18 protein-coding genes and 1 rRNA gene are annotated in these 26,280 nt (G+C 42.0%); 5 read left to right on the top strand and 14 right to left on the bottom strand.

Annotated elements, in window-relative coordinates:
* Positions 1 to 25: 25 nt before the first annotated feature.
* Positions 26 to 655, bottom strand: a complete 630-nt coding sequence (locus tag BQ5364_RS00220) for a single-stranded DNA-binding protein (RefSeq protein ID WP_004613627.1) — start codon at positions 653 to 655, stop codon at positions 26 to 28.
* A 254-nt stretch (positions 656 to 909) separates the two neighbouring features.
* Here BQ5364_RS00220 and typA point away from each other — a divergent pair, with 254 nt between their 5' ends.
* Both typA and hpf read left to right on the top strand, forming a co-directional pair.
* Complete coding sequence (gene typA, locus BQ5364_RS00215; RefSeq protein WP_004613626.1) at positions 910 to 2,733, top strand: translational GTPase TypA; 1,824 nt, start codon at positions 910 to 912, stop codon at positions 2,731 to 2,733.
* 140 nt (positions 2,734 to 2,873) lie between these two features.
* Positions 2,874 to 3,410, top strand: coding sequence for a ribosome hibernation-promoting factor, HPF/YfiA family (gene hpf, locus BQ5364_RS00210; protein WP_004613625.1), 537 nt, complete (start codon positions 2,874 to 2,876; stop codon positions 3,408 to 3,410).
* Between the two features lie 33 nt (positions 3,411 to 3,443).
* Here hpf and BQ5364_RS00205 read toward each other — a convergent pair whose 3' ends face one another.
* On the bottom strand, positions 3,444 to 4,100 hold the full coding sequence (locus BQ5364_RS00205; protein ID WP_004613624.1) for a YigZ family protein: 657 nt from the start codon (positions 4,098 to 4,100) through the stop codon (positions 3,444 to 3,446).
* A gap of 167 nt (positions 4,101 to 4,267) precedes the next feature.
* Here BQ5364_RS00205 and BQ5364_RS00200 point away from each other — a divergent pair, with 167 nt between their 5' ends.
* Positions 4,268 to 6,793 carry a transglycosylase domain-containing protein gene (locus tag BQ5364_RS00200; RefSeq protein WP_004613623.1) on the top strand — a complete coding sequence of 842 codons (2,526 nt, stop codon included), beginning with the start codon at positions 4,268 to 4,270 and terminating at the stop codon, positions 6,791 to 6,793.
* Between the two features lie 43 nt (positions 6,794 to 6,836).
* Here BQ5364_RS00200 and BQ5364_RS00195 read toward each other — a convergent pair whose 3' ends face one another.
* The 6 genes from BQ5364_RS00195 to ftsH form a co-directional block, all read right to left on the bottom strand.
* The gene (locus BQ5364_RS00195; RefSeq protein ID WP_071143411.1) at positions 6,837 to 7,769 is read right to left on the bottom strand and encodes an ROK family glucokinase; all 933 of its coding nucleotides are present in this window, start codon (positions 7,767 to 7,769) and stop codon (positions 6,837 to 6,839) included.
* 13 nt (positions 7,770 to 7,782) lie between these two features.
* On the bottom strand, positions 7,783 to 8,706 hold the full coding sequence (hprK, locus tag BQ5364_RS00190) for an HPr(Ser) kinase/phosphatase (protein ID WP_071143410.1): 924 nt from the start codon (positions 8,704 to 8,706) through the stop codon (positions 7,783 to 7,785).
* Positions 8,707 to 8,753: 47 nt separating this feature from the next.
* A complete protein-coding gene (uvrC, locus tag BQ5364_RS00185; protein WP_071143409.1) occupies positions 8,754 to 10,592 on the bottom strand; it encodes an excinuclease ABC subunit UvrC in 1,839 nt (612 codons plus the stop codon).
* 103 nt (positions 10,593 to 10,695) lie between these two features.
* The gene (locus BQ5364_RS00180) at positions 10,696 to 10,899 is read right to left on the bottom strand and encodes a sulfurtransferase TusA family protein (RefSeq protein WP_071143408.1); all 204 of its coding nucleotides are present in this window, start codon (positions 10,897 to 10,899) and stop codon (positions 10,696 to 10,698) included.
* Positions 10,900 to 10,932: 33 nt separating this feature from the next.
* Positions 10,933 to 12,027 (bottom strand): YedE family putative selenium transporter, encoded by a 1,095-nt coding sequence (yedE, locus tag BQ5364_RS00175; RefSeq protein WP_071143407.1) that lies wholly within the window; start codon positions 12,025 to 12,027, stop codon positions 10,933 to 10,935.
* A gap of 141 nt (positions 12,028 to 12,168) precedes the next feature.
* Positions 12,169 to 14,169 (bottom strand): ATP-dependent zinc metalloprotease FtsH, encoded by a 2,001-nt coding sequence (gene ftsH, locus BQ5364_RS00170; protein ID WP_022249949.1) that lies wholly within the window; start codon positions 14,167 to 14,169, stop codon positions 12,169 to 12,171.
* Between the two features lie 193 nt (positions 14,170 to 14,362).
* Between ftsH and BQ5364_RS00165 the strand changes: the two genes are divergently transcribed.
* Positions 14,363 to 15,841 (top strand): DUF1846 domain-containing protein, encoded by a 1,479-nt coding sequence (locus BQ5364_RS00165; protein ID WP_004613615.1) that lies wholly within the window; start codon positions 14,363 to 14,365, stop codon positions 15,839 to 15,841.
* A gap of 55 nt (positions 15,842 to 15,896) precedes the next feature.
* Here the strand turns inward: BQ5364_RS00165 and BQ5364_RS00160 are convergent, their stop codons facing one another.
* The 4 genes from BQ5364_RS00160 to BQ5364_RS00145 form a co-directional block, all read right to left on the bottom strand.
* Positions 15,897 to 17,735: an ABC transporter ATP-binding protein gene (locus BQ5364_RS00160; RefSeq protein ID WP_004613614.1), complete on the bottom strand. Its 1,839-nt coding sequence runs from the start codon at positions 17,733 to 17,735 to the stop codon at positions 15,897 to 15,899.
* On the bottom strand, positions 17,728 to 19,965 hold the full coding sequence (locus tag BQ5364_RS00155) for an ABC transporter ATP-binding protein (protein ID WP_004613613.1): 2,238 nt from the start codon (positions 19,963 to 19,965) through the stop codon (positions 17,728 to 17,730). Before BQ5364_RS00155 ends, BQ5364_RS00160 begins: the two co-directional genes overlap by 8 nt.
* 18 nt (positions 19,966 to 19,983) lie before the next feature.
* A complete protein-coding gene (locus tag BQ5364_RS00150; protein ID WP_004613612.1) occupies positions 19,984 to 20,412 on the bottom strand; it encodes a MarR family winged helix-turn-helix transcriptional regulator in 429 nt (142 codons plus the stop codon).
* Positions 20,413 to 20,612: 200 nt separating this feature from the next.
* The gene (locus BQ5364_RS00145) at positions 20,613 to 21,188 is read right to left on the bottom strand and encodes a CD3073 family putative ECF transporter S component (RefSeq protein WP_022249947.1); all 576 of its coding nucleotides are present in this window, start codon (positions 21,186 to 21,188) and stop codon (positions 20,613 to 20,615) included.
* A gap of 158 nt (positions 21,189 to 21,346) precedes the next feature.
* Here BQ5364_RS00145 and BQ5364_RS00140 point away from each other — a divergent pair, with 158 nt between their 5' ends.
* Entirely contained in the window at positions 21,347 to 21,904 is a 558-nt protein-coding gene (locus tag BQ5364_RS00140; protein ID WP_071143406.1) for a CD3072 family TudS-related putative desulfidase, read from the top strand.
* An 18-nt stretch (positions 21,905 to 21,922) separates the two neighbouring features.
* On the opposite strand, the gene BQ5364_RS00135 is transcribed toward BQ5364_RS00140, so the two are convergent.
* Together BQ5364_RS00135 and BQ5364_RS00130 are read right to left on the bottom strand one after the other, a co-directional pair.
* Positions 21,923 to 23,104 carry an MFS transporter gene (locus BQ5364_RS00135; protein WP_004613609.1) on the bottom strand — a complete coding sequence of 394 codons (1,182 nt, stop codon included), beginning with the start codon at positions 23,102 to 23,104 and terminating at the stop codon, positions 21,923 to 21,925.
* Positions 23,105 to 23,275: 171 nt separating this feature from the next.
* Positions 23,276 to 26,172 (bottom strand): 23S ribosomal RNA (locus tag BQ5364_RS00130).
* Between the last annotated feature and the right edge of the window lie 108 nt (positions 26,173 to 26,280).

The following is a 26,280-nucleotide window of genomic DNA, read 5'->3' as shown; positions in this document are numbered from 1 at the left end:
ACAGGCAATGTCAATGCACGTGAACTCATTCTTCTACACATTCCAGTTTGCTTACAGAAACTTCATATGCAATCCGTTTCTGCGTCTCTGTCTCTGTCAGTTTTTTTATATATTCCCGGCTCTGAATCCGCCCTAATATCTGCACATGTTCTCCGACTTCAAAGCCAGATGCAAATCTTGCATTTCTTCCCCAGCAGATGCATGGTATGTAATCCGATTTCCCATATGGTCTGTTTACAGCCAGCAGAAGATCTGCAATCTCTCTTCCAAGCGGTGTCTTTCTGTAAATCGGTGTTTTGCAGATATAGCCATCTAAAAAGATACTGTTTGTCTTTGCCCCATCAAGCTCTTCTTCCACAAATGTTACCTCTCTTACAAATACAGAAAGTACAAGTCTGTTTTTTTGTTCATCATGATGATTATAGGAGCGGAATTGCCCTGTTACCATAATATATTCCCCTGTGTAATCCTGATGCACATCAATCAGCCTCTCTGAAATCATCAGCGGAATACGATCGTCTGAATTGCTCAAACGCTTCACAAGCACTTCCACCATATAAAAGCCTTCCCCGAATACCTCGTGGCTGAATGTAAACTGAGACGCCACCTCTCCCATAATCGTTACCTGGTTGTTTTCAATAATCTTATCTGACATGAATTGTAGTTCTCCCTTCCTCTTCGCAGTATTTTTTAGTCACTACTAAGTCTATTTCTATTTTACACACTTTAGAACTTTTTGCCTTAAAAACCGTGCGCCAATTCTCGACAGCCTTTCTCGACATTTTCTATATTTCTCACTTAAACTCTTGTATTCTGTTAATAATATGATAAACTATATGAGTTATATTTTAAAACCTTTGCTTTTATGGATATAAAAGCTTTTTGATAACAGAAAGAAGGTATTTTACAATGAAGAAACAAAGAGAAGATATTAGAAATATTGCCATCATCGCTCACGTTGACCACGGAAAGACAACACTGGTAGACGAGCTTTTAAAGCAAAGCGGTGTATTCCGCGCCAATCAGGAAGTGGCTGAGCGTGTCATGGATTCCAACGATATCGAGCGTGAACGTGGAATCACTATTTTGGCAAAAAATACAGCCGTATACTATAAAGATACGAAGATCAACATCATCGACACACCTGGACATGCCGATTTCGGCGGTGAGGTAGAGCGTGTCTTAAAGATGGTAAACGGTGTTATCCTTGTCGTAGATGCATTTGAAGGTGCGATGCCTCAGACAAAATTCGTATTGAAAAAAGCGTTGGAGTTACAGCTTCCGGTCATCGTCTGCATCAATAAAATTGACCGTCCGGAGGCAAGACCGGAAGAGGTCATCGACGAGATTTTAGAATTGTTCATGGATCTTGACGCATCTGACGAACAGTTGGACTGCCCATTTGTATATGCATCTGCCAAAGCCGGACATGCCATCTTAGATTTGACAGATGAACCGGAAAATATGATTCCATTATTCGAGACAATTTTAGATTATATCCCTGCTCCGGAAGGTGATCCTGACACCGATACACAGGTTCTTATCAGCACGATCGACTACAATGAATATGTCGGACGTATTGGTATCGGAAAAGTAGACAACGGTACGATCGCCGTAAATCAGGACATGGTTGTCGTAAACGCCCACGAACCTGACAAACAGAAAAAAGTAAAAATCAGCAAATTATATGAATTTGACGGACTCAACAAAGTAGAAGTAAAAGAGGCAACAATCGGATCGATCGTTGCAATTTCAGGAATTTCAGATATTTCTATCGGTGACACACTCTGTTCTCCTGAAAATCCGGTTGCAATCCCATTCCAAAAGATTTCAGAACCAACGATTGCAATGCAGTTTATCGTCAATGACAGCCCATTTGCCGGACAGGAAGGAAAATTTGTAACGTCCCGCCACCTGCGTGACCGTCTGCTGCGTGAATTGAATACAGATGTCAGTCTCCGTGTCGAAGAGTCAGAAAACGCAGACAGTTTCCGTGTATCCGGACGTGGTGAACTTCACTTGTCCGTTCTTATCGAAAACATGAGACGTGAAGGTTATGAATTTGCAGTAAGCAAGGCGGAAGTTCTCTATAAAAAAGATGAGAACGGCAAACTCTTAGAGCCAATCGAGACTGCATACATCGACGTACCGGATGAATTTACCGGAACAGTCATCGACAAGTTAAGTCAGCGAAAAGGAGAACTCCAGAATATGAGCGCCTCCAACGGGACAACTACAAGACTGGAATTTTCAATCCCTGCAAGAGGTCTGATCGGATACCGTGGGGAATTCATGACAGACACAAAAGGAAATGGAATTTTAAATACTGCATTTGACGGCTACGCACCATATAAAGGAGACATTCAGTATCGCAAACAAGGTTCTCTGATTGCTTTTGAAACTGGCGAATCTGTTACTTACGGATTGTACAGCGCTCAAGAGCGAGGTACTCTCTTTATCGGGGCCGGAGAAAAGGTATATTCCGGAATGGTCATCGGACAGAACGGAAAAGCTGAAGATATTGAACTCAACGTATGTAAAACAAAACATTTAACAAACACCCGCTCTTCCGGTGCCGATGATGCGCTCAAGCTTACAACTCCACGTATTTTGAGTTTGGAAGAAGCGCTTGATTTTATCGATACCGACGAGCTGTTAGAAGTAACACCACAGTCACTTCGTATCCGTAAAAAAATTCTGGATTCCAAGATGAGAAAAAGAGGAAAACTATAGTTTTCGAGTTTTTTCTTATTTTAGCTTTATTTGTCAGTTTTTTTATATTATTTTTAGAATTTTCTCGTTATTTTTATTGCATGTCCCATCATTTGGTTGTATAATAAGACCATAAAATATATCGCAAAGGGGTTGGAGACATGAACTATATTATTAGCGGCAAAAATATCGATGTAACACCTGGTTTAAAATCAACCATCGAGCAAAAATTAGGAAAACTGGAAAGGTATTTCACTCCTGATACTGAAATTATCGTGACACTCAGTGTTGAAAAAGAGCGTCAGAAAATTGAGGTAACTATCCCTGTCAAAGGTCACATTATTCGTTCCGAACAAGTGAGTGACGATATGTATGTATCCATTGACTTAGTGGAAGAAGTAATTGAACGTCAGCTTCGCAAGTATAAGAACAAATTAATTGCAAGACAGCAGGAAGGCGGGAACTTCCAATCAGAATTCTTCGAGGCAGAGCAGGATACTTCTAACAACGATGAGATTAAGATTATTCGTACAAAACGTTTTGGAATCAAGCCTATGTTCCCAGAAGACGCATGTGTTCAGATGGAACTTCTTGGACATAACTTCTTCGTATTCAGCAATGCTGAGACAGATGAAGTGAACGTTGTCTACAAACGTAAGAACAACACATACGGTCTGATTGAACCGGAATTCCAATAGAAGATAAGAAAGAGGTGCTCACGCACCTCTTTTTCAATCTTTAAAAGTCTTCATTTCCCCATCTATCTCCGCGAAGTAGCACTCCTCTTCTATCTCCATGACAGCTTTTCCATTCGTGCCTTCTGTAATCTCATTTCGCACTGTTTTGAGTTCCTCCGCCGGAATTAACGCAGTCAGCTCCACCTGATCAGTGTACACAGAATCAAGTACCGACAGTCCTCTCTGCCCCAAAATATACTGTATTTTTCCAAGTCCTGTATAATCTGTCTGTATCCGAAGTTTATACCCGTGCAATTTGGTAATAATCTTACTAGCGGAAAGTCCCGCCTGTACCGAACCGGAATAAGCTCTCACAAGTCCACCTGTTCCAAGAAGCGTTCCTCCAAAATACCTTGTCACAACAACTGCTGTGTCATGAATCTCCTCGCCAAGCAGGACATCTAGCATTGGTTTCCCAGCTGTACCACTTGGCTCTCCATCATCACTGCATCTTTGGATTTGAAACTGCTCACCGATTACATAGGCAGAGCAATTGTGCGTTGCATTCCAATACTTTTTCTTCATGCTTTCGATAAACGCAATCGCCTCTTCTTCTGTCTTTACCGGAATGACCGTCGCAATGAATCTTGACTTTTTTTCAACGGTCTCCCCTTCGCCGCCTTGATATACTGTTTTATATTTTTCTAACATGACATCACCTTTTCATTTTTCTTTCTGTATAACACTATATCAGGAAAGCAGGTATTTCCACAATATTTTCTTAAGTTTTTCCTAGCGAAATGTGAACTTTTCAAATTTCGCTTTATTTAAAACTATATCTTTGCTATAATGAACTTCGAATAAAGGAGGCAATATTCATGAATTATGGAAAAAAGAAAGCTTCAAAACGGCAGAAGAATGTTACTTCAAAAGCCGCTATGAAGAAAAAACGAGCTGGTGTCCGCCTTTTCAAGGCCATGCTGCTTACCTGTCTTGTCGCGATTGTACTATGTGTCGCCGGCGGCGGACTTTTCATCAAAAAGATGATTGATGATGCTCCAGATATCACCCCGGAAGATGTAAAACCTTCTAAGTTTACCACACAGGCACTTGCCGATGATGAGACAACCGTTCTTGATACTTTCGTAGATGCCGGTGCCAACCGTGTCTATAAATCAATTGACGAGATTCCAAAAGATCTGCAGAATGCGTTTGTTGCAATCGAAGACTCTCGTTTCTACGAACATAACGGTATTGATTTGAAAGGTATCGTAAGAGCCGGATTAAAAGGTATTATATCCGGACATTTTTCGGAAGGTGCGAGTACACTGACCCAACAGCTTATAAAGAACAATGTTTTTCCTAATTTCGTAAATGAAGATACGTTTTTTGACCGTGTAGAACGTAAGCTTCAAGAGCAATATCTGGCTCTGGAAATTGAAAAACAGATGACCAAAAGTAAAATTCTTGAAAATTATCTGAATACAATTAACCTTGGACAAAATACCCTCGGTGTACAGGCCGCTTCGAAGCGTTATTTTGGAAAAGATGTCAGTGAACTGACTTTATCAGAATGTGCGACGATTGCTGCAATCACACAGAACCCTGGAAAATATAACCCTGTCACTAACCCTGACAAGAATGCGGAGCGCCGCGAAAAGGTTCTCAATGATATGAAAGAACAGGGATATATCAATCAGACACAGTATGATGAGGCGCTTGCCGATCCTGTATATGAACGGATTCAGGCTACCAATGCCCAATACGAGGACAGTACTTCTGTCAGCTCCTATTTTATAGATGCTGTGGCAGATGAAGTTATCGAAGATCTCGTGAACGAGATGGGATATACAGAAACACAGGCCTACAATGCCGTGTATAGTGGCGGACTTAGCATCATCACCACACAGAATGTTGAGATGCAGAAGATTTGTGAGGAAGAACTCAGTGACGACAGCAATTACCCTTCGAATATCGAATGGGGCATCAGTTGTGCAATCACTGTGACTCATCCGGACGGAACACAGGACAATTATGATCACAATACGATGCGTAATTATCTGTATGAGAAAACCGGTGATAAATATTGTTTGACACAGTCGACGCAGGAAGAGGCGAATGCAAAAGTAGAGGAATACATCGCAGCGATCACCTCAGAAGGCGATACCGTAGACAAACGTGTAAAACTTTCCCCTCAGCCACAGGCTTCTATTGTCGTTATGGATCAATATACCGGACATGTCAAAGCAATGGTCGGAGGACGTGGAGAAAAGACCGAGAGCCGAAGCCTGAACCGTGCTACGCAATCCTATAAACAGCCTGGTTCCTGCTTTAAGATTTTATCCACATACGCACCTGCATTGGATGTGCATGGCGATACACTTGCAACTGTAATTGAGGATTCTCCATTTTCTTACTCAAATGGTCGTGAAGTAAAAAACTGGTGGGGAAGCAATTATAAAGGCAATATGACTATTCGAGAATGTATTGAACAGTCAGCTAACGTATGTACGGTGAAGAAATTTACAGAGATCACACCTGCACTTGGATTCAAATATCTGACTGAAAACTTTAACCTGACTACTTTAGATTCCAAGAGCGATATCGTACAGGCTGCCTGCCTTGGTGGTATCTCAAAAGGTGTTTATAATATCGAGATGACTGCTGCCTACGCAGCAATTGCAAACGGCGGTGTTTACACAGAGCCAGTTCTGTACACAAAGATTTATGACCATGACGGAAATCTGTTATTTGAAAAAACACCAAAGACACATACAGCTATTAAAGAGACAACTGCTGCATTACTCACAAATGCTATGGAAGGTGTTATCACAAACGGTACTGGTACTGCTGCCAGAATGTCTAACATGCCGGTTGCCGGAAAAACAGGTACTACAACAGACAGCGTTGACCTTTGGTTATCTGCCTACACTCCATACTTAACAGCTTCTGTATGGACGGGTTATGATGATAACAAACCGATGGAAGGTCTTAGCCAAAGTTTCCATATGAAGATTTGGAAAAATGTTATGGAACGTATTCATGAAGGATATGAGTATAAAGATTTCGAGATGCCATCTTCCATTGAGAAAAAGACGATTTGTGCAAAAACCGGAAAACTTGCAAGCAGTGAAGCCTGCAGTGCCTATACGGAATATTTTGCACCGGGAACTGCTCCTACTCAGAGTTGTCCTGGACACGTAGTTGAAAAGCCTGATACAGATGCGAATTCTTCTGACACCTCAGGTGAAACTGACGATACAACAGACAACAATAGCGGAACAACCACTCCGCCATCTGATAACAGCAGTGACAGCAGCGGAAATACAAGCGGTGGCGACAGTAGCAGCAACAGTGGCAGTAACAGCGACAGCGAAACCCCACCTACTCCGCCAACCCCTTAAAAAATAAGACATTGCATTCTGCAATGTCTTATTTTTATAGTTCCTATTTTAATACCATCTTTGCCGCCCCGAATATACCTGCATCATTTCCAAGCTGTGCCAATGCAAATCTTACTCTTTTATTTGCAAAGAACACTCTTTCCTCATATGCTTTTTCTACATAGTCCAAAAGAATCTCTCCTGCTTTCGATACACCGCCTCCGATTACAATCGCCGCCGGATCTACCAATGCTGCAATGTTTGCCAGCGCATATCCCAGATATCGTCCGAATTCTTCTGCAATTTCCATTGCGACCTGATCTCCTGCTTTCACCGCGTCAAACACATCTTTTGCTGTCACATTCTCTGCATTTAATACTGTATCTGCTGCACCTGCCTCCAATTTTTTCTTTGCAAGACGCACAATCCCTGTCGCAGATGCATATTGCTCCAGACATCCACGATTTCCACATCCACATTGCTCTGTCTCTTCATAATTCACGCAGATGTGTCCAATCTCTCCACCGGCGCCACCGGCACCTGTCAAAATCTGACCGTCAATGATAATTCCACCGCCAACACCTGTCCCAAGTGTCACCATCACAATATTTTTCTGTCCGAGACCGCCGCCTTTCCACATCTCACCGAGTGCTGCCACATTCGCATCATTGCCAACTTTTACTTTGATTCCTGTCAATTCCTCAAGCTCATGTTTTACCTCTTTATATTCCCATCCAAGGTTTGCTGTACCATTGACAATTCCATCTTCTGATACCGGTGCCGGTACTCCCACACCAATTCCTAAAACAGCTTCTTTCGGAATTGCATGCTCTTTTAATTTCTCTGCAACAGAATATGCTACATCAGGGAGAATTGCTGAGCCCTTGTTCTCTGTTCTCGTTTTGATCTCCCACTTGTCCACACTCTCTCCATCGAATTTAAAAATTCCCATTTTTATAGTTGTTCCACCAATATCTACTCCAAAACAATAATTCATCTTTCTTTTTCTCCTACTTTCTTGTCAAACTTTCCTGTACACGTCTGTATAATTCCTGTGCTGCATTGTAACCCATCTGTTTCTGTCTGTGGTTAACAGAAGCAGATTCTACGATAATGGCAAGGTTACGTCCCGGACGAATCGGAATCGAATGGCACACAACTTTATTTCCCAAAAATTCCGTGTATTCTTCTTCCAGCCCAAGTCTGTCATATTCTTTTTCTTTGTTCCAGTCTTCCAGTGTAATCACAAGATCGATCGCCTGTGTCTCCCTTACACTTTGTACACCAAATAGCGTCTTCACATCCACAATACCGATACCACGAAGTTCAATTAAATGTTTCGTAATATCAGGCGCCGAGCCGACGAGTGTATCATCACTGACTCTTCTGATCTCGACTACGTCATCTGTAACAAGACGATGTCCTCTTTTTATTAATTCCAGCGCTGCTTCACTCTTGCCGATACCGCTTTCCCCCATAATAAGAACGCCAACACCGTACACATCCACTAAAACACCGTGGATAGAAATACAAGGCGCCAATTCCACATTCAGCCAGCGAATCAACTCAGCCTGAAACGGTGATGTCTTCTGCTCTGTGGAGAATACAGGGGTATCAGTCTCATTTGCCTGCTTTAACAACTCCTCATCCGGGAAAATCTCTGTTGTAAACACAAGGCAAGGAATTTTATAAGATAAAAGCTGTTTGTATATCTTCTTTTTCTGTTCTATCGGCAGTGTCTGCAAATAAGTATATTCGACATATCCGATTACCTGCACACGCTCTGAATCAAAGTGATCAAAGTATCCCGTCAACTGCAAAGCCGGACGGTTGATATCCGGCACTGTAAGACATTTTTCTGTCATATCAATATCTGGTGTCAGATTTTTCAAATTCATCTTTTCCACCATCTCACTCATTTTTACTCCTGACATGTTTCTCTTCCTTTCCTACTTTTTATTACTCTTTTTCTAGTATAACATTAATGAAAAAAGTTGTATACGTCCTTTGCAGACTTTTCATTCATAGAAGGTAAATTTTTTAATTCCTCTACACTTGCGTTCTTGATCGCATCAAGATTCATAAAATGCTTCATCAACGCTTTTCTCCTTGCCTGCCCGATTCCAGGAATATCATCCAAAATCGAATGCACCTGTCCCTGACTTCTAAGCTTCCTATGAAACTCAATCGCAAATCTGTGCGCCTCATCCTGTATTCTCGTGATCAGCTTAAACCCTTCTGAATTCCGGTCAATTGGGATCTCAATATTATTATAGTAAAGTCCTCTCGTACGGTGGTTATCATCTTTCACCATACCACACACCGGAATCTGCAGATGTAATTTGTCAAGCACTGCAAGTGCGACATTTACCTGACCTTTTCCCCCATCCATCATGATCAAGTCCGGGAACACATGAAAACTTCCAAGCTCTTTCCCATCTTGGCGTTCTTTCAGACCATGCTCAAAACGCCTTGTCAAAACTTCCTCCATACTGGCATAGTCATCTGCTCCCTGAACGCCTTTGATTTTAAATTTTCGGTAATCATTTCTCTTTGGCTTTCCTTTTTCGTATACAACCATAGAGCCTACCGATGCAAATCCATTTGTATTCGATATATCAAATGCCTCCATACGCACAATACCACTCAAATCTAAAAGCTTTTCAATCTCTTTGACTGCCCCGATTGTTCGTCCTTCTTCCCTTTTCAGACTTTCCTTATCCGTGTTTAAAACTAACGCAGCATTCTTTCTCGCAAGCTCTACCAGTTTTTCCTTTTCTCCTTTTTTCGGCACACGGATATGCACACGGTGTTCACGCTTCTTTGAGAGCCACTCTTCTAATATCTCGCGCTCTTCAAGCTCTTCCTGAATCATCAATTCCGCCGGAATAAACGGTGTGCCGGCATAGAACTGTTTGATAAAGCTCTCAAGGATCTGCCCCTTAGATTCTTCCGAAGAATTCCGCAAAAAGAAATGGTCTCGCCCAATCAGCCTTCCTCCTCGGATAAAAAAGATTTGTACGACCGCATCCTCTGCATCTTTTGCCACTGCAAGAATATCCCGATCTTCCCCACTGCTATCTGTAATCTTTTGTTTCTGTGCAATCTTCTTTACACTTCCAAGTAATTCCCGGTATTCGATCGCTTTTTCAAACTCCATCTTCTCAGAAGCTTCCAACATTTTTTCTTCCAAATCTTTTAAAATCACATCATAATGCCCATTTAAAAACCGAATCACCTCATGGATGGATTCCCGATACTGTTCTTCCGAAATATATCCCTGACAAGGCGCTTTGCACTGCTTGATATGATAGTTAAGACACGGTCGGTCTTTTCCGATATCTTTGGGAAGATTTCGATTGCAGCTTCTGATATGATAAAGCTTCCGAATCAGCTCAATCGTATCTTTCACTGCACCCGCACTTGTATAAGGGCCAAAATATTTTGCTTTGTCCTTTTTCATCGTCCTCGCCATCATAATACGCGGAAATGGTTCGTTCACCGTCACCTTAATAAAGGGGTAACCTTTGTCATCCATCAACATCGTATTATACTTTGGGCGGTGCTCTTTGATCAAATTACATTCCAGTACAAGTGCTTCCAATTCCGAATCTGTCACAATATACTCAAAACGACGTATATGAGTCACCATCTGCTCAATCTTTGCCCCTTTGTTTCTGCTTGTCTGAAAATACTGACGTACCCGATTCTTCAAACTGATTGCTTTTCCCACATAGATAATGTGGTCTTTTTCATCATGCATCAGATATACCCCCGGTTTTGCCGGAAGTTTTTTCAATTCTTCTTCTATGTCAAACATCTTTTTACTCCATCTTTTTTCGTTTTTTCCATTATAGCATAGATTAAGGGTACAGGAAACGCTACATTTCCTGTACCCTCAATAAAACCCGCTTTCTTTTAAACTAACCTATCACAATCTCAAATTCCGAGCCTACTTCTTTTGTACTTACCTTTTTCCCATGATCTTTGGCAAATTTCTCTACATTCGTTCTCTGGTGTGGCTCACTCACCAAAACTTTTATCTGCCCTTTCTGTTTCTTTAATGCCTCCGCAGTCAGCATCAGCGGCTCCGGACAAGACAATCCTCTTGCATCTACTTCATACATATTTCATTTCCTTCTTTCTCTTTTCCAAGATATCTACGCTGTTTTTCTTTTATTGCCCACAAATGCAATGATAAATAATACGACAATACAAATGATACATGCCACTTTTCCTGCAGGTGTTGCTGCTCCAGCTGTGATAACTCCTTCTGCATCTGCTGCTGTTCCGCTTGAAGCAAGTCCCAGATTGTGGCAAAGAGCTGCTCCTACAAACATTCCGATTACAGTCATTCCTGCATCAGATGATCCCTGCCCTGCAAGAACAAGCTGACGAAGCGGACAGCCACCCGCCAAAGTTGCTGCAAAACCCACCGTATACATTCCCAGAATATTCCATAAATGTTCTGAGTGTGCGATAATTCCAGGTGTGTCAAAACCTAAAATAAAATTTCCTGTTGCGATATTATAAATTAACATTACAACAAATAAGCCACCAATCACCGATAACAGATCAAAATTTTTCATAAGAATGACATCTCGAATACTTCCTGCAAAACACATTCTTGACTTTTGGGCAAATGCGCCAAATAACAATCCGCCAATCAATGCGATTACAATCGGCGCATGTTTACTTCCCGGTCCCTCTGTGCTGGACGCCAGAAGCGTTGTTCCGACTGCAAGAATCAAAATTCCCACCATAAGTACCGGCAGCACTGCTCCGCTCATCTTGTTCGTTTCATGTGCCCTTCCAAGGCTGAAACCTTTTTTCAATGCAACAATCCCAGTTGCAATTCCAAGAATAAATCCAATCAATGCCACATACGCATTCAAATCCCCTGCCGACATACGAAGTACCATTCGAAGCGGACATCCTAAAAATACCAATGACCCAATCATGATAGCAATTCCGAGGACAAAACGTGTCATCGGAGATGATCCTGCTGTAGAACGATATTCTTTTGTAGCCGCTGAAATCACAAATGCACCTACCACAATCCCGATAATCTCAGGTCTTGCATACTGTACAACCGCTGCCTGATGCATCTTCAATGCACCTGCTGTGTCTCGAATAAAACAGGCAACACAGATTGCCATATTTGCCGGATTACCAAAATAGGCTAGCACCGCTGCAATCACACCGCATAACGCACCGGCCAATGCTAATTTTTTCTTTGAATCTGAAAAGTTCATTTTCAAATCCCCCTTTCTTTGTTCTCATATAAAAATTGTAGCATATCGGTAATTTACGGTCTAATTGCTTTATCTTATAATCCTCATAGGAAATTTCTATAAATATGTAACAGAAAATGAGGTGGAAATCCACCTCATTTTCTACTCTTCATTATCATGATGCTCTTGTGCTGCTTCTGCAAATTCACTTTCTTCTACAACTGCTATCGCTTCTTTCTTTTCCTCTTGTACCGTCTCTTCTTTTAAAACGTCCTCTTTTGAAGTCTCTTCCTCTTCCATTTCAATGCCTTGTACTTCATGGAAAATCTTCATGAATTCTTTTCCTGTGATTGTCTCTTTCTCAATCAAAAATGCAGCAATCTTATCTAGCGCTTCTCTGTTCTCCGTCAAAAGACGTTTTGCTTCTTCATAAGCTGCTTTTAACATCTTCATAACTTCCTGATCGATCTCTGCTGCAGTTGCCTCACCGCAATTCAATACTGCACGACCGTCCAGATATCTGTTCTGGATAGATTCCAATCCCATCAATCCGAACCGCTCTGACATACCATATTGAGTGATCATCGCTCTTGCTACCTTTGTAGCCTGTTCAATATCATTCGATGCACCTGTTGTCACTGTGTCGAAAACAATCTCTTCTGCCGCACGACCTCCAAGCATACCGACAATCATCGCTTCCAGTTCTTTCTTTGTATTCAGGAACTTTTCTTCTTCCGGTGTATGCATAACATAACCAAGAGCTCCCATTGTCCTTGGCACAATGGTAATCTTCTGCACTGGCTCAGAATCTTTTTGCAGAGCACTCACAAGCGCATGTCCTACCTCGTGGTAAGAGACGATTCTTCTTTCTTCTGCATTCATAATGCGATCCTTTTTCTCCTTACCGACAAGAACTACTTCCACCGCTTCAAATAAATCTGCCTGCGATACAACATTTCGGCCATTCTTGACTGCATTGATGGCAGCCTCATTGATCATATTTGCTAAATCTGAACCAACTGCTCCTGAAGTTGCTAGCGCAATTGCCTCCAAATCTACTGTCTCATCCATCTTTACATCTTTTGCATGTACTTTTAATACATCAATACGCCCCTTTAAATCCGGCTTATCCACAATAATTCTTCTGTCAAAACGTCCCGGTCTCAAAAGTGCCGGATCCAAAATCTCTGGTCTGTTTGTTGCTGCCAGCAAAAGCAATCCCTTATCCGTATCAAATCCATCCATCTCAGCTAACAGCTGATTCAGCGTCTGTTCACGCTCGTCATTGCTTCCCATACTGTTATCACGGCTTTTTCCTATTGCATCAATCTCATCAATAAAAATGATACATGGAGCCATCGACTGTGCCTGCTTGAACAAATCTCGCACTCTCGATGCACCGACCCCGACGTACATCTCTACAAATGCCGAACCAGACAATGAGAAAAATGGTACTTTTGCTTCTCCCGCTACCGCTTTTGCAAGCAATGTCTTACCTGTTCCCGGAGGTCCTACTAATAGTGCACCTTTTGGAAGCTTGGCTCCAATTCCTGTATATTTTCCCGGATTATGCAGGAAATCCACAACTTCCTGAAGAGATTCTTTCGCTTCATCCTGCCCGGCAACATCTTTAAATGTAACCCCTGTCTGCTTCTCCACATACATCTTGGCATTGCTCTTTCCAACTCCCATCATTCCGCCGCCTTTTGCCATCTTCTTCATGAGATAATTCAAAACGACAAAAATCAATACAAACGGAAGGATCAATGTCACAAATATGTTCAGTAAAACGGCACTTGTAGAGTCCGGAATTTTTTCACCGAATCTCACATCCGCCTTTTCTAAACGGTCAACCAGCTTACTGTCCTCCATACTTCCGGTGTAACCGGTGTAATATGTCACCTTTACCTGCGGCAGACCATTTTTCTTTTCTGTCTTCGGTGTGATGATCAGCTGATTCGTATCAAATACAACTTCTTCAATTTTCTTGTCATCTAGCATCTTCAGGAACTCACTGTAACTAATCTCCTTCGATGTCGTCTTCTGCATAAATGAGTATAGTCCTAATACCAAAAATACAGTTACCAGAGTCGTAATGATAATAATACTCCAATTCTGTTTATTGTTCTTAGGATTTTTATTATTGTTCTGGTTATTATCCATCTTTATCCTCCTAATCTCTATCTTCTTTATTATAAGTACTGCTTTTCTATAAATCAATAAAAACATTATGAAATACGCAAATACTTTTCTAAAACTTTTGTAAAATAATCTATTTTGTAGTATACTATCCTAGTGCATTTATTATGCCATTGAACAATGTAGGAAAAACTTTTAATAGAGGGATGGATTACTTATGAAAATTGGATTTGATAACGAAAAGTATTTAAAAATGCAGTCGGAACATATTCGAGAACGGATTAATCACTTTGATAACAAACTTTATTTGGAGTTTGGCGGAAAATTATTTGACGATTATCATGCTGCCCGCGTATTACCTGGATTTGCTCCCGACAGCAAACTCCGATTATTGATGCAGCTGTCAGATCAGGCGGAGATCGTAATTGTAATCAGTGCCGGAGACATTGAAAAGAATAAAGTCCGCGGAGACCTTGGAATCACATACGATTCAGATGTCTTGAGACTGATGGACTCTTTTAAAGAAAAAGGATTGTTTGTCGGAAGTGTCGTAATCACACAATATTCCGGTCAGGGAAGTGCAAATTTATTCAAAGCTCGTTTGGAAAAACTTGGAATCAAAGTGTATACACACTACTCCATCGAAGGATATCCATCTAATATTCCGTTGATCGTAAGTGATGAAGGTTATGGAAAGAATGATTATATTGAGACATCCAGACCACTTGTCATCATCACTGCACCTGGTCCTGGAAGCGGTAAGATGGCAACTTGCCTTTCACAGTTGTATCACGAACATAAGAGAGGGATCCGCGCCGGATATGCAAAATTTGAGACGTTCCCAATTTGGAATATTCCGCTAAAGCATCCTGTGAACCTTGCTTATGAGGCTGCAACAGCTGACTTAAATGATGTGAACATGATCGACCCGTTCCACTTGGATGCCTACGGAGTCACAACAGTCAACTATAATCGTGACGTTGAGATTTTCCCAGTTCTAGATGCTATTTTCGAACGAATTTACGGAGAAAATCCTTATAAGTCTCCAACAGATATGGGCGTTAACATGGCTGGAAATTGCATCTGTGATGATGACGCTTGCCGCGAAGCTTCCAATCAGGAGATTATCCGCCGTTATTACGCTGCATTAAATGGATTGGCGGAAGGAACTGCACAGGAGGAAGAAGCATTCAAGATTGAACTTCTGATGAAACAGGCTCATATCACAGTGGAAGACAGAAAAGTGGTGGATGCCGCGCTCAAACGTGCCGAAGAAACGAATGGTCCTGCTGCTGCTATGGAACTTCCAAACGGACAGATTATCACTGGAAAGACTTCCTGTCTTCTCGGTGCATCCTCAGCACTGCTTTTGAATGCCCTAAAAAATCTTGCCGGATTGAATGACGAATTACACTTGATTTCACCAAGTGTAATTGAACCGATTCAAAAGTTAAAGACAGAATACCTTGGAAGTATCAATCCAAGACTTCACACAGATGAAATTCTGATTGCGCTTTCTATCTGTGCTGCTACAGATGACAACGCAAAACTTGCTTTGGAACAGATTCCTAAGTTAAGTGGATGTCAGGCTCACACTTCTGTAATGCTTTCTTCTGTGGACATCAAGCAATTTAAACGTTTGAACGTTCAACTCACTTCAGAAGCAAAGTATGAAAACAAACGAATTTATCACTAATTTTATAAAAAGTAAGACGAGAGAAATCTTCCATTTCCCTCGTCTTCTTTTTTATTTATGCACTCGTTTTTTCAAACTGTGAATTATAAAGTTCTGCATAAAATCCATTTTGTTTCAGCAATTCCTCGTGATTTCCCTGCTCGATAATATCACCGTCTTTCATCACAAGAATCAGATCCGCATCACGAATCGTAGACAATCTGTGCGCAATGATAAAACTTGTTCTTCCTCGCATGAGGTTATCCATTGCTTTTTGAATCCGCACTTCAGTTCGCGTATCTACCGAACTTGTCGCCTCATCCAAAATCAAAATCTTCGGATCTGCAAGAATCGCTCTCGCAATCGTCAAAAGCTGCTTCTGTCCCTGAGAAACATTGCTTGCCTCCTCATTCAGTTCCATATCATAGCCGTTCGGAAGAGTCTGCACAAATCGATGTACATGAGCCGCTTTTGCTGCCTCAATAACTTCCTCGTCTGTCGCATCCAATTTTCCATACCGGATATTTTCCTTGATACTTCCATGGAATAACCATGTGTCCTGAAGAACCATTCCAAACATCTGACGAAGTTCACCTCGATTGAAATCTTTCAGGTTATGTCCGTCAATCAGAATCGCACCGCTGTTTACGTCATAGAAACGCATCAGCAATTTGATCATCGTCGTCTTTCCTGCTCCGGTCGGTCCAACAATCGCAATTTTCTGTCCCTGTTTTACCTTCGCTGAAAAATCATTGATAATAATCTTATCCGCATTATATCCGAAATGAACATGATCAAACTCCACATTTCCTTCCAGTCCCTCTACTGACACTGGATTTTGCGCAAATTGATCTTCCTCCTCTTCTTCCAGGAATTCAAACACTCTTTCCGAAGCGGCTGCTGTCGACTGCAGCATATTGGCAACCTGAGCTACCTGCGTAATTGGTTGTGTAAAGTTTCTTACATACTGGATAAAAGACTGGATATCTCCGACTTCAATCGTTTTCTTAATTGCAAGGTATCCTCCTAAGATTGCAACTGCAACATATCCAAGATTTCCCACAAACTGCATGATCGGCATCATCATTCCTGAGAAAAACTGTGATTTCCATGCTGACTGATACAGGATCTCATTTGTCTCATCAAACTCTTTGATGACATCTGCTTCCTTATTAAATGCCTTTACAATATTATGCCCGCCATAAACTTCTTCTACCTGACCATTCACATGTCCCAGATATTCCTGCTGGTTTTTAAAGTGTCTCTGTGATCGCTTTACGATTGTCGAAATCAATCCAAGCGAAATCGGAAGGATCAAAAGTGCCACAAGGGTCATCAGAGGACTGATGCTCAGCATCATGATCAAAACACCGATAATTGTTGTAAAAGAAGTAATGATCTGAGTTGCACTTTGGTTCAAACTCTGGCTTAGTGTATCAATATCGTTTGTCACACGTGACAATACTTCTCCATGTGTCCTTGTATCAAAATAGTTCATCGGCATACGATTGATTTTCTCTGAAATCTCTTTTCGAAGGCGATACGTCAGCTTCTGTGACACACCCGTCATAATATATCCCTGAATGAATGAAAATATTGCACTTGTTACATACAGGCACATCAGGAAAATCAAAATATGTGCGATTTTTTCAAAATCAATTCCGGAGCTTCCGGATACTTTTCCCACAAGTCCTGTAAAAATCTCTGTTGTCGCTTTTCCCAAAATTTTCGGTCCCGCGATATTAAAAATCGTACTTCCGATTGCAAAAAGGAGAACAAAAATCAATCCAATTTTATATTCGGAAAGATATTTCATCAATTTCTTGATTGTTCCTTTGAAATCTTTTGCCTTTTCTCCGGCTCCCATTCCTCCGTGTGGACCTCCGCCCATAGGGCCTCCCTGCCTTTTACTCATGACTCTTCTCCTCCTTTCCGAGTTTTCCTGCAAGTTCTTCTTCTGATAGCTGAGACATTGCGATCTGCTGATATACTTCACAAGTTTTCAGAAGTTCTTCATGCGTTCCTCTTCCTACTACTTTTCCTTCATCTAATACAATAATCTGCTCTGCATGCAAAATTGTACTGATTCGCTGTGCTACAATCAGGACGACACTGTCTGTTGTATGCTCCTTCAGAGCCTTTCGAAGTGCCACATCTGTCTTATAATCCAATGCTGAAAAGCTGTCATCGAAAATAAACACATCCGGCTGTTTTGCAATGGCACGCGCGATTGACAGACGCTGTTTCTGTCCACCTGATACATTTGCACCACCCTGTGCGATTCTGCTTTCATATTTTTTGTTCTTTTCTTCGATGAAATCACTTGCCTGTGCAATTGCTGCAGCCTCTTTCATCTCAGTTTCAGAACCATCCGGATTCCCATATAAAATATTGGATTCAATCGTTCCGGAGAACAGCACACCTTTTTGCGGCACGTATCCAAGACGATCACGCAATTCATGCTGTGTAATGTTTCTGATATCCTCTCCATCGATTGTGATACTTCCTTCTGTCACATCATAAAATCTCGGAATCAGATTTACCAACGTTGATTTTCCACTTCCGGTACTTCCGATGAATGCTGTAGTCTCTCCCGGTTGTGCCACAAAATTAATATCGTGCAGCACATCTTCTTCTGCCCCCGGATATCGGAATGACACATGATCAAATTTCACAACACCTTTTCCATCTTCTGGAAGCTGTTTTGGTTCTTTTGGATCATGAATCAAAGTCTCGCTTGTAAGGATCTCATCCACACGTGTTGCGGAAACAGCTGCTCTTGGGAGCATGATTGAAATCATACAAATCATTAGGAATGCCATGATAATCTGCATTGTGTACTGGATAAATGCCATCATATCTCCTACCTGCATCTGTCCGTCATTAATTCCATGTGCTCCACTCCACACGATCAGCACTGAAATTCCATTCATAATGAGCATCATAGTTGGCATCATAAATGTCATCGCTCTGTTTACAAATAGATTCGTTCTTGTCAAATCTTTGTTCGCCTTATCAAATCGTTCTTCTTCATGTTTTTCTGTGCTAAATGCACGGATAACAGAAAGTCCTGTCAATATTTCTCTTGTTACCAGATTTAATTTGTCGACCAGATTCTGCAACATCTTGAATTTCGGCATTGCCACAACAAACAATACAATCACAACACATAAGATCAGAGCTACTGCAAGTGCGATGATCCATGACATCGATACATTTGTGTGGAATACTTTAAACACACCACCCAGTCCAAGAATCGGTGCATAGATCACCAATCTCAGCATCATTACCGTCAGCATCTGAATCTGTTGAATATCATTCGTGCTTCTAGTGATCAAAGACGCAGTTGAGAATTTATCAAACTCCCCATTGGAGAACCCAACTACCTTCTTAAACACACCACTTCTCAAATCTCGTCCGGTAGCGGCCGCCACCTTTGATGCCATAAGACCTACAAGCACACTTGCCGCCATTCCTAAAAACGCAAGTGCGATCATCTTTGCACCAGTTGCAAACATATAATCTGTCTGCACTTTATCCATATCAATTCCCAGATTTTCATACGCAGACTTGATGTATATTGTGGCTGCCTGTTCCACCATCGTCTCCGGCATCTCTTCCATCTTTTCATCTAACTGCTTCGTCATCTGCAGCCTCTGTTCCTCTGGCATCATAGAAAGTACATCGTATATCGTTGTATCCTCCGTAAGCATCTCCTGAGGCACATTCGCAAATATTGCCTGTTTCATCTGTTTGCTCGTCTCAGAATCTGAATCAAATCCAGATACCAACAGCATTGGTTTTCCAAGGATATCAATTAATTTTTCTTCCTTATCTTCATCTTTCAACATATCGTCTTTAAGAACATAAGCATCTTTTTTATATGTCTTAGAATCTAACGTATAGGCATCCATCACAATTTTCTGATCATCCTTAGACACAAACAGCAATAACTTTTCCATGTCGTCTTTTGCAATCTGTTCCGGAATTGCCGAATCAATTCCTCCCTGTTGGATTCCAACATTTACAATATCAGAAGTGTATCCCGGCAGCGACAGATCACAATATGCCTGAATGATCAGCACTGCAACAATTGCAAGCACCGCACCTACACGTGGCTTCAAAAATTTAAATAATTTTCCCATCGTTTTGTCTTCCCCTTTCTAGTCTTTCTCGCCTTTTATAAGGTTCTCTTTCATTTGCAATAGCAATCTGTGAAGCAGCATAATCTCCTGCTCGCTCATATTTGCAAATGCCTCTTTCTCAAGCTGATGCAAAGCATCATCCATATTCTCTGCGATTTTTCTTCCCTTTTCTGTAATATAAATACGGGTAATTCTTTGATCCTTCTCATCCTGATGCTTTTCAATCAGATCTTCCGCTTCCATCTTTCGGATCATCACCGTAATAGACGGTGGCGTAATCCCCATTTTAGATGCAAGTTCCTTTTGTGAAAGTCCGTCATTTTGGCTTAATCCCCACAACATGCCGCATTGCCCAGGATGTATTTTCAAGTCCCGCAGTAAGTGCATACTTCTTTGAATATACAGATGCAGTACTTGGTTCACCAGCAACTGTGTATTATTCTCCATCCCTTTCTTCTCCTTTCCAAATTAGTTAGATGTCTAACCGTTATATTATTAGTATTCACTAAAAATGTCAATGAAAATCCTTCTATTTAACATTTTTTTTATATTTTTTGTCAAAATTTAATTAAATATCTAATTAACAAAAGCAGGAGTGACTACTTCTCACTCCTGCTGATAATGCGCATTTATTCTTCTTTTATAAACTATCTCTTATTTTTACCGAAACATTTTGGTTTCAAATTTCCCGGCAATGATAACACTACCAAATATACAATCAAAATAGAACCGATTTTATCAAGTAAATTATTGAATAACTTCGGTATAAATGATGCCGCAAAAATACCTGCTCCACTCTGTTTTAAGAACATTACCGCCACATCAGATATCGTACCTGTCAGTCCTCCATAAACTGCAATCCCAATCGGTGTCCCCACAACCGGCGCTGCAATTCCTGTAATGATTCCAACAACCAACGCCGTTACAAAATTAAATTTCACTTTACGGAATACAAAGCCGACAATCAACGCTACCACAATACTCACTAACATAAATGGCATTCCGGTAAACGAACCGCTAAAAAGGCTTGTCAAAATATTAGTCAACGCTCCAACAACTGCTCCATACCACGGTCCAAAATAAATTGCAATGAATATCGTCCCCATCACATCCAGATAAAATGGGAATTTCAACGCTGCCGTCACGATTCCAAGCACTATATTCAGTGCAATTGCGAGACCACACAACACAAGTCTTGTTGTCCCTGAAATTTCTTTGTTCATCTCTCTTTTCTCCTCCTTTAAATACATCTAAGACTATTTTATCAACACATCAACTTTTTGAAAAATTGAATATTTTTATATGTATATTATATTTTTCTATAACCTTTTCTTAAAAAAAATGATACAATATCTATAATATAAAGCGGAGGATTTATTTTATGAGACAAAAAATTTTATTTGTCAGCCATTGTTTTTTGAACGATGCGGCAAAATTAAAACATCAAAATTTAGAAGCTCAACAATCTGAACGAATTTCCAAAAGAGCCTTCTTAAAACAAATATTAGACAGTGACATTGAACTCATCCAACTCCCATGCCCTGAATTTCTCTTATATGGCAGTAATCGCTGGGGGCATGCTGTCTCTCAGTTCGACACTCCTTTTTTCCGTAAAGAGACAGAACGTATGCTGGAACCAGTTCTCATGCAGATTGAAGAATATCTTTCTTCCCCAGAACGTTTTGAACTCTTAGGAATCGTTGGAATCGACGGAAGTCCGAGCTGCGGTGTTCATTCGACCTACGACGGCGATTGGGGTGGAGAATTAACTGGCATTCCTGATTTAACTGAATCTATCCAGACGCTCAGAAAAGTAAAACACTCTGGCATTTTCATGGAAGTGTTTCAAAAGCTGTTAGAAGAGCGCTGCTTAAACGTTCCTTTTTTCTCTATTGAAACATTTTTATTTCCACCAAATTCAAAAATTGTGGAGAGATAATTACATATCCCTCCACAATCACACATTTCGTACTTTCTTTGTATATGCTAATCCCACACATAATATCACCGGAAATACAATTGCCGCCAAAGTTCCCATCTGCAAATTATCTGCAAAATGACCGGAAACCATTCCTACGACGGTCGGACCTCCTGCGCATCCAAGATCTCCTGCAAGCGCCATCAGCGCAAACATCGCTGTTCCACCTCTCTTTATGGACGCTGATGCCATACTAAACGTTCCCGGCCACATAATTCCTACAGATAATCCGGCAATTCCACAAGAAATAAGCCCCAACGCCGGTATCGTAAAAAATACGATTCCAAGATAAGAAACCACACATAGCATGCTGCTTCCAATCATAAAACGCTGCAAATTTATTTTTTCTCCAAATTTTCCATAATATGCTCTGGAAAGTCCCATACAGATTGCAAAGAACATCGGTCCTGCCAGATCTCCGATTGTTTTGCTTACACCCAAACCTTTTTCCGCAAATGTAGATGCCCATTGACTAACAGCTTGTTCACTCGCTCCGGCACATATCATCATTAAAAGAAATAGCCAAAATAGTTTCTTTGAGCATAACTCTTTTATCGTAAGTCCCTTCTCTCCTTCTCCTATCAATGGTGCAATTGGGACTTTTGCAAACAAAATTGTATTCGCCAATGGAATACATGCCCATATTATCGCCATGATTTTCCAGTTGTCAATTCCAAAAACAGCAAAAAAGACAGTGGAAAGAAATACAACTCCAACATGTCCCCAACAATAAAATGAATGTAAAAGGCTCATTGCTGCCTCCTTATTGTCTGTTGGGCACGACTCTATTATTGGACTTACCAAAACTTCCAAGAGACCTCCTCCTGTCGCGTAGATTATCACTGCAATCAAAAGACCTACAAATGGCTCTGAACACCTATCCGGCAATACTGTTAACAGCAATACTCCACCTGCTGAAAAAATATGTGCTATTAAAATCGACACCCGGTATCCAATGCGATCCACGAATCCAATTGCCAGTAAATCCACCAATAGCTGTACTGCAAAATTAATCGTCACAAGGAGTGTAATCCTGGACAATGGTATTTGATAGGTTTCCTCAAAAGTTAAAAATAACAGCGGAACAAAATTATTGACAATCGCTTGTACAATATACCCCAAAAAGCATGCATAGATTGTTTTATGATATTGATTTTTCATCAACTATTCTCCTCCGGAAATAAATATTTTTAATTGCATAGAAGGCAATTTATTATAAAACTAAAAAACATCTGGAAATAATCTCCAGATGCTTCACTTTATATACCTTCAAAATCACATACAATCCACTTTGATAAGCTTTCTCTTCATCCTTCTTGTTCCTATCACCTTTTGGTTATGCCCTCGACCGATTAGTAACAGTCAGCTACATACATTACTGCACTTCCACCTCTGTCCTATCTACCTTGTCGTCTTCAAGGGGTCTTACTAACTTGACGTTATGGGATATCTCATCTTGAGGGGGGCTTCACGCTTAGATGCCTTCAGCGTTTATCCCTTCCCGGCTTGGCTACTCTGCCATGCTCTTGGTAGAACAACAGATTCACCAGCGGCCAGTCCAACCCGGTCCTCTCGTACTAAGGTCAGCTCCTCTCAAATATCCTACGCCCACGCCGGATAGGGACCGAACTGTCTCACGACGTTCTGAACCCAGCTCGCGTACCGCTTTAATGGGCGAACAGCCCAACCCTTGGGACCTACTCCAGCCCCAGGATGCGATGAGCCGACATCGAGGTGCCAAACCACTCCGTCGATGTGAACTCTTGGGAGTGATAAGCCTGTTATCCCCAGGGTAGCTTTTATCCGTTGAGCGATGGCAATCCCACTTTATACCACCGGATCACTAAGTCCTACTTTCGTACCTGCTCCACCCGTCGGTGTCGCAGTCAAGCTCCCTTCTGCCTTTGCACTCTTCGAATGGTTTCCAACCATTCTGAGGGAACCTTTGAGCGCCTCCGATACCCTTTCGGAGGCGACCGCCCCAGTCAAACTCCCCACCTGACATTGTCCCCCAGCCGGTTCACGGCTGCTGGTTAGAAATCCAATACTGCAAGGGTGGTATCCCAACAGCGACTCTGCGGCAACTGGCGTCACCGCTTCCTAGTCTCCCACCTATCCTGTACATGCAATATCGAATCCCAGTATCAAGCTGGAGTAAAGCTCCATGGGGTCTTTCCGTCCTGGCGCAGGTAACCAGCATCTTCACTGGTATTTCAATTTCACCGGGTGCATTGTCGAGACAGTGCCCAAATCATTACGCCTTTCGTGCGGGTCGGAACTTACCCGACAAGGAATTTCGCTACCTTAGGACCGTTATAGTTACGGCCGCCGTTTACTGGGGCTTAAGTTCAAAGCTTCGCATTACTGCTAACCTCTCCCCTTAACCTTCCAGCACCGGGCAGGCGTCAGCCCATATACTTCACCTTTCGGTTTTGCATAGACCTGTGTTTTTGCTAAACAGTTGCTTGGGCCAATTCTCTGCGGCCAGCTCTCACTGGCACTCCTTCTCCCGAAGTTACGGAGTCATTTTGCCGAGTTCCTTAACAATGCTTCTCCCGTCGGCCTTAGGATTCTCTCCTCATCCACCTGTGTCGGTTTACGGTACGGGTACGATATGAACAATAGCGGCTTTTCTTGACGCATGGCTCACGGACTTCCTTACTTATATTTCAGTACGCATCACATCTTCAGATTGACTGGCGGATTTGCCAACCAGTCTCCTACCTTGCTTGCACCGGTCTTTCCATTCCCGGCTTCCGCTTTCCACACGTGTCCCCACAGTTCTGTCATATCATAGTACAGGAATTTCAACCTGTTATCCATCGACTACGTCTTTCGACCTCGCCTTAGGCCCCGACTTACCCAGAGCAGATCAGCTTTACTCTGGAAACCTTAGATATTCGGCCGGAAGGATTCTCACCTTCCTCTCGCTACTCATTCCGGCATTCTCTCTTCTTAAAAATCCACTGCTCCTTCCGGTACAGCTTCTTCTCTTTAAGAATGCTCCTCTACCAATCATCTTGCGATGATTCCACGGCTTCGGTAGTGTGTTTCAGCCCCGGACATTTTCGGCGCAGGACCTCTCGACCAGTGAGCTATTACGCACTCTTTTAATGTATGGCTGCTTCTAAGCCAACATCCTGGTTGTCTTCGAAATCCCACATCCTTTTCCACTTAACACACATTTTGGGACCTTAGCCGGTGGTCTGGGCTCTTTCCCTTTCGACTATCCAACTTATCTCGTATAGTCTGACTCCCATACATCATCTACGCGGCATTCGGAGTTTGATATTCTTCGGTAAGCTTTGACGCCCCCTAGGAAATTCAGTGCTCTACCTCCGCAAGACTCGTATGAGGCTAGCCCTAAAGCTATTTCGAGGAGAACCAGCTATCTCCGGGTTCGATTGGAATTTCTCCCCTACCCACACCTCATCGCCACCCTTTTCAACGGATGTGCGTTCGGTCCTCCATTGCCTTTTACGGCAACTTCAACCTGGACATGGGTAGATCACCCGGTTTCGGGTCTGCTCCGACTGACTATATTCGCCCTATTCAGACTTGGTTTCCCTTCGGCTCCGGACCTTCAGTCCTTAACCTCGCCAGCCAGCGCAACTCGCCGGACCGTTCTACAAAAAGTACGCGGTTGAGCATGTAAAGCTCTTCCACAGCTTGTAAACATATGGTTTCAGGTTCTCTTTCACTCCCCTCCCGGGGTCCTTTTCACCTTTCCTTCACAGTACTATGCGCTATCGGTCACTAAGGAGTATTTAGCCTTACGGGGTGGTCCCCGCTCATTCCCACAAGGTTTCTCGTGTCTCGTGGTACTCTGGATACTGCCATGCTCACTCGTCTTTCATGTACGGGGCTTTCACCCTCTCTGGCAGGCTTTCCCAAAACCTTTCCATTAGACTCGCTCGTCAATTTTGCAGTCCGAACCCCGACCTGCACGCAGGTCGGTTTGGGCTCTTCCGCTTTCGCTCGCCGCTACTCACAGAATCGATGTTTCTTTCTCTTCCTCCGGCTACTTAGATGTTTCAGTTCACCGGGTTCCCTTCTTAACGTTATGGATTCGCGTTAAGATGACAGAGGGTTGCTCCGCCGGGTTTCCCCATTCAGATATCTCCGGATCGTAGGATATTTGCTCCTCCCCGAAGCTTTTCGCAGCTTATCACGTCTTTCATCGGCTCTTAGTGCCAAGGCATCCACCATACGCTCTTTCTAGCATAACCAACTGCTTCCATCCACGGGAATGGATGTCTGCTACACACACCTAGCGTGATGTGCGTTGGTAATAGGTCATTTTTTTAATTCGTTGTGTTCGAATGAGTTAATTATTA

The organism is Coprococcus phoceensis, assembly GCF_900104635.1.
Classification (GTDB): Bacteria; Bacillota; Clostridia; order Lachnospirales; family Lachnospiraceae; genus Faecalimonas; species Faecalimonas phoceensis.
Note: the sequence above shows the minus strand (reverse complement) of the source record. Positions and strands in the feature narration are given on the sequence as shown.

Bases quoted from the DNA above. Each gene is read 5' to 3' on its own strand.
- BQ5364_RS00220 (WP_004613627.1), bottom strand. From the start codon at position 655: ATGTCAGATAAGATTATTGAAAACAACCAGGTAACGATTATGGGAGAG.
- typA (WP_004613626.1), top strand. From the start codon at position 910: ATGAAGAAACAAAGAGAAGATATTAGAAATATTGCCATCATCGCTCAC.
- hpf (WP_004613625.1), top strand. From the start codon at position 2,874: ATGAACTATATTATTAGCGGCAAAAATATCGATGTAACACCTGGTTTA.
- BQ5364_RS00205 (WP_004613624.1), bottom strand. From the start codon at position 4,100: ATGTTAGAAAAATATAAAACAGTATATCAAGGCGGCGAAGGGGAGACC.
- BQ5364_RS00200 (WP_004613623.1), top strand. From the start codon at position 4,268: ATGAATTATGGAAAAAAGAAAGCTTCAAAACGGCAGAAGAATGTTACT.
- BQ5364_RS00195 (WP_071143411.1), bottom strand. From the start codon at position 7,769: ATGAATTATTGTTTTGGAGTAGATATTGGTGGAACAACTATAAAAATG.
- hprK (WP_071143410.1), bottom strand. From the start codon at position 8,706: ATGTCAGGAGTAAAAATGAGTGAGATGGTGGAAAAGATGAATTTGAAA.
- uvrC (WP_071143409.1), bottom strand. From the start codon at position 10,592: ATGTTTGACATAGAAGAAGAATTGAAAAAACTTCCGGCAAAACCGGGG.
- BQ5364_RS00180 (WP_071143408.1), bottom strand. From the start codon at position 10,899: ATGTATGAAGTAGATGCAAGAGGATTGTCTTGTCCGGAGCCGCTGATG.
- yedE (WP_071143407.1), bottom strand. From the start codon at position 12,027: ATGAACTTTTCAGATTCAAAGAAAAAATTAGCATTGGCCGGTGCGTTA.
- ftsH (WP_022249949.1), bottom strand. From the start codon at position 14,169: ATGGATAATAACCAGAACAATAATAAAAATCCTAAGAACAATAAACAG.
- BQ5364_RS00165 (WP_004613615.1), top strand. From the start codon at position 14,363: ATGAAAATTGGATTTGATAACGAAAAGTATTTAAAAATGCAGTCGGAA.
- BQ5364_RS00160 (WP_004613614.1), bottom strand. From the start codon at position 17,735: ATGAGTAAAAGGCAGGGAGGCCCTATGGGCGGAGGTCCACACGGAGGA.
- BQ5364_RS00155 (WP_004613613.1), bottom strand. From the start codon at position 19,965: ATGGGAAAATTATTTAAATTTTTGAAGCCACGTGTAGGTGCGGTGCTT.
- BQ5364_RS00150 (WP_004613612.1), bottom strand. From the start codon at position 20,412: ATGGAGAATAATACACAGTTGCTGGTGAACCAAGTACTGCATCTGTAT.
- BQ5364_RS00145 (WP_022249947.1), bottom strand. From the start codon at position 21,188: ATGAACAAAGAAATTTCAGGGACAACAAGACTTGTGTTGTGTGGTCTC.
- BQ5364_RS00140 (WP_071143406.1), top strand. From the start codon at position 21,347: ATGAGACAAAAAATTTTATTTGTCAGCCATTGTTTTTTGAACGATGCG.
- BQ5364_RS00135 (WP_004613609.1), bottom strand. From the start codon at position 23,104: ATGAAAAATCAATATCATAAAACAATCTATGCATGCTTTTTGGGGTAT.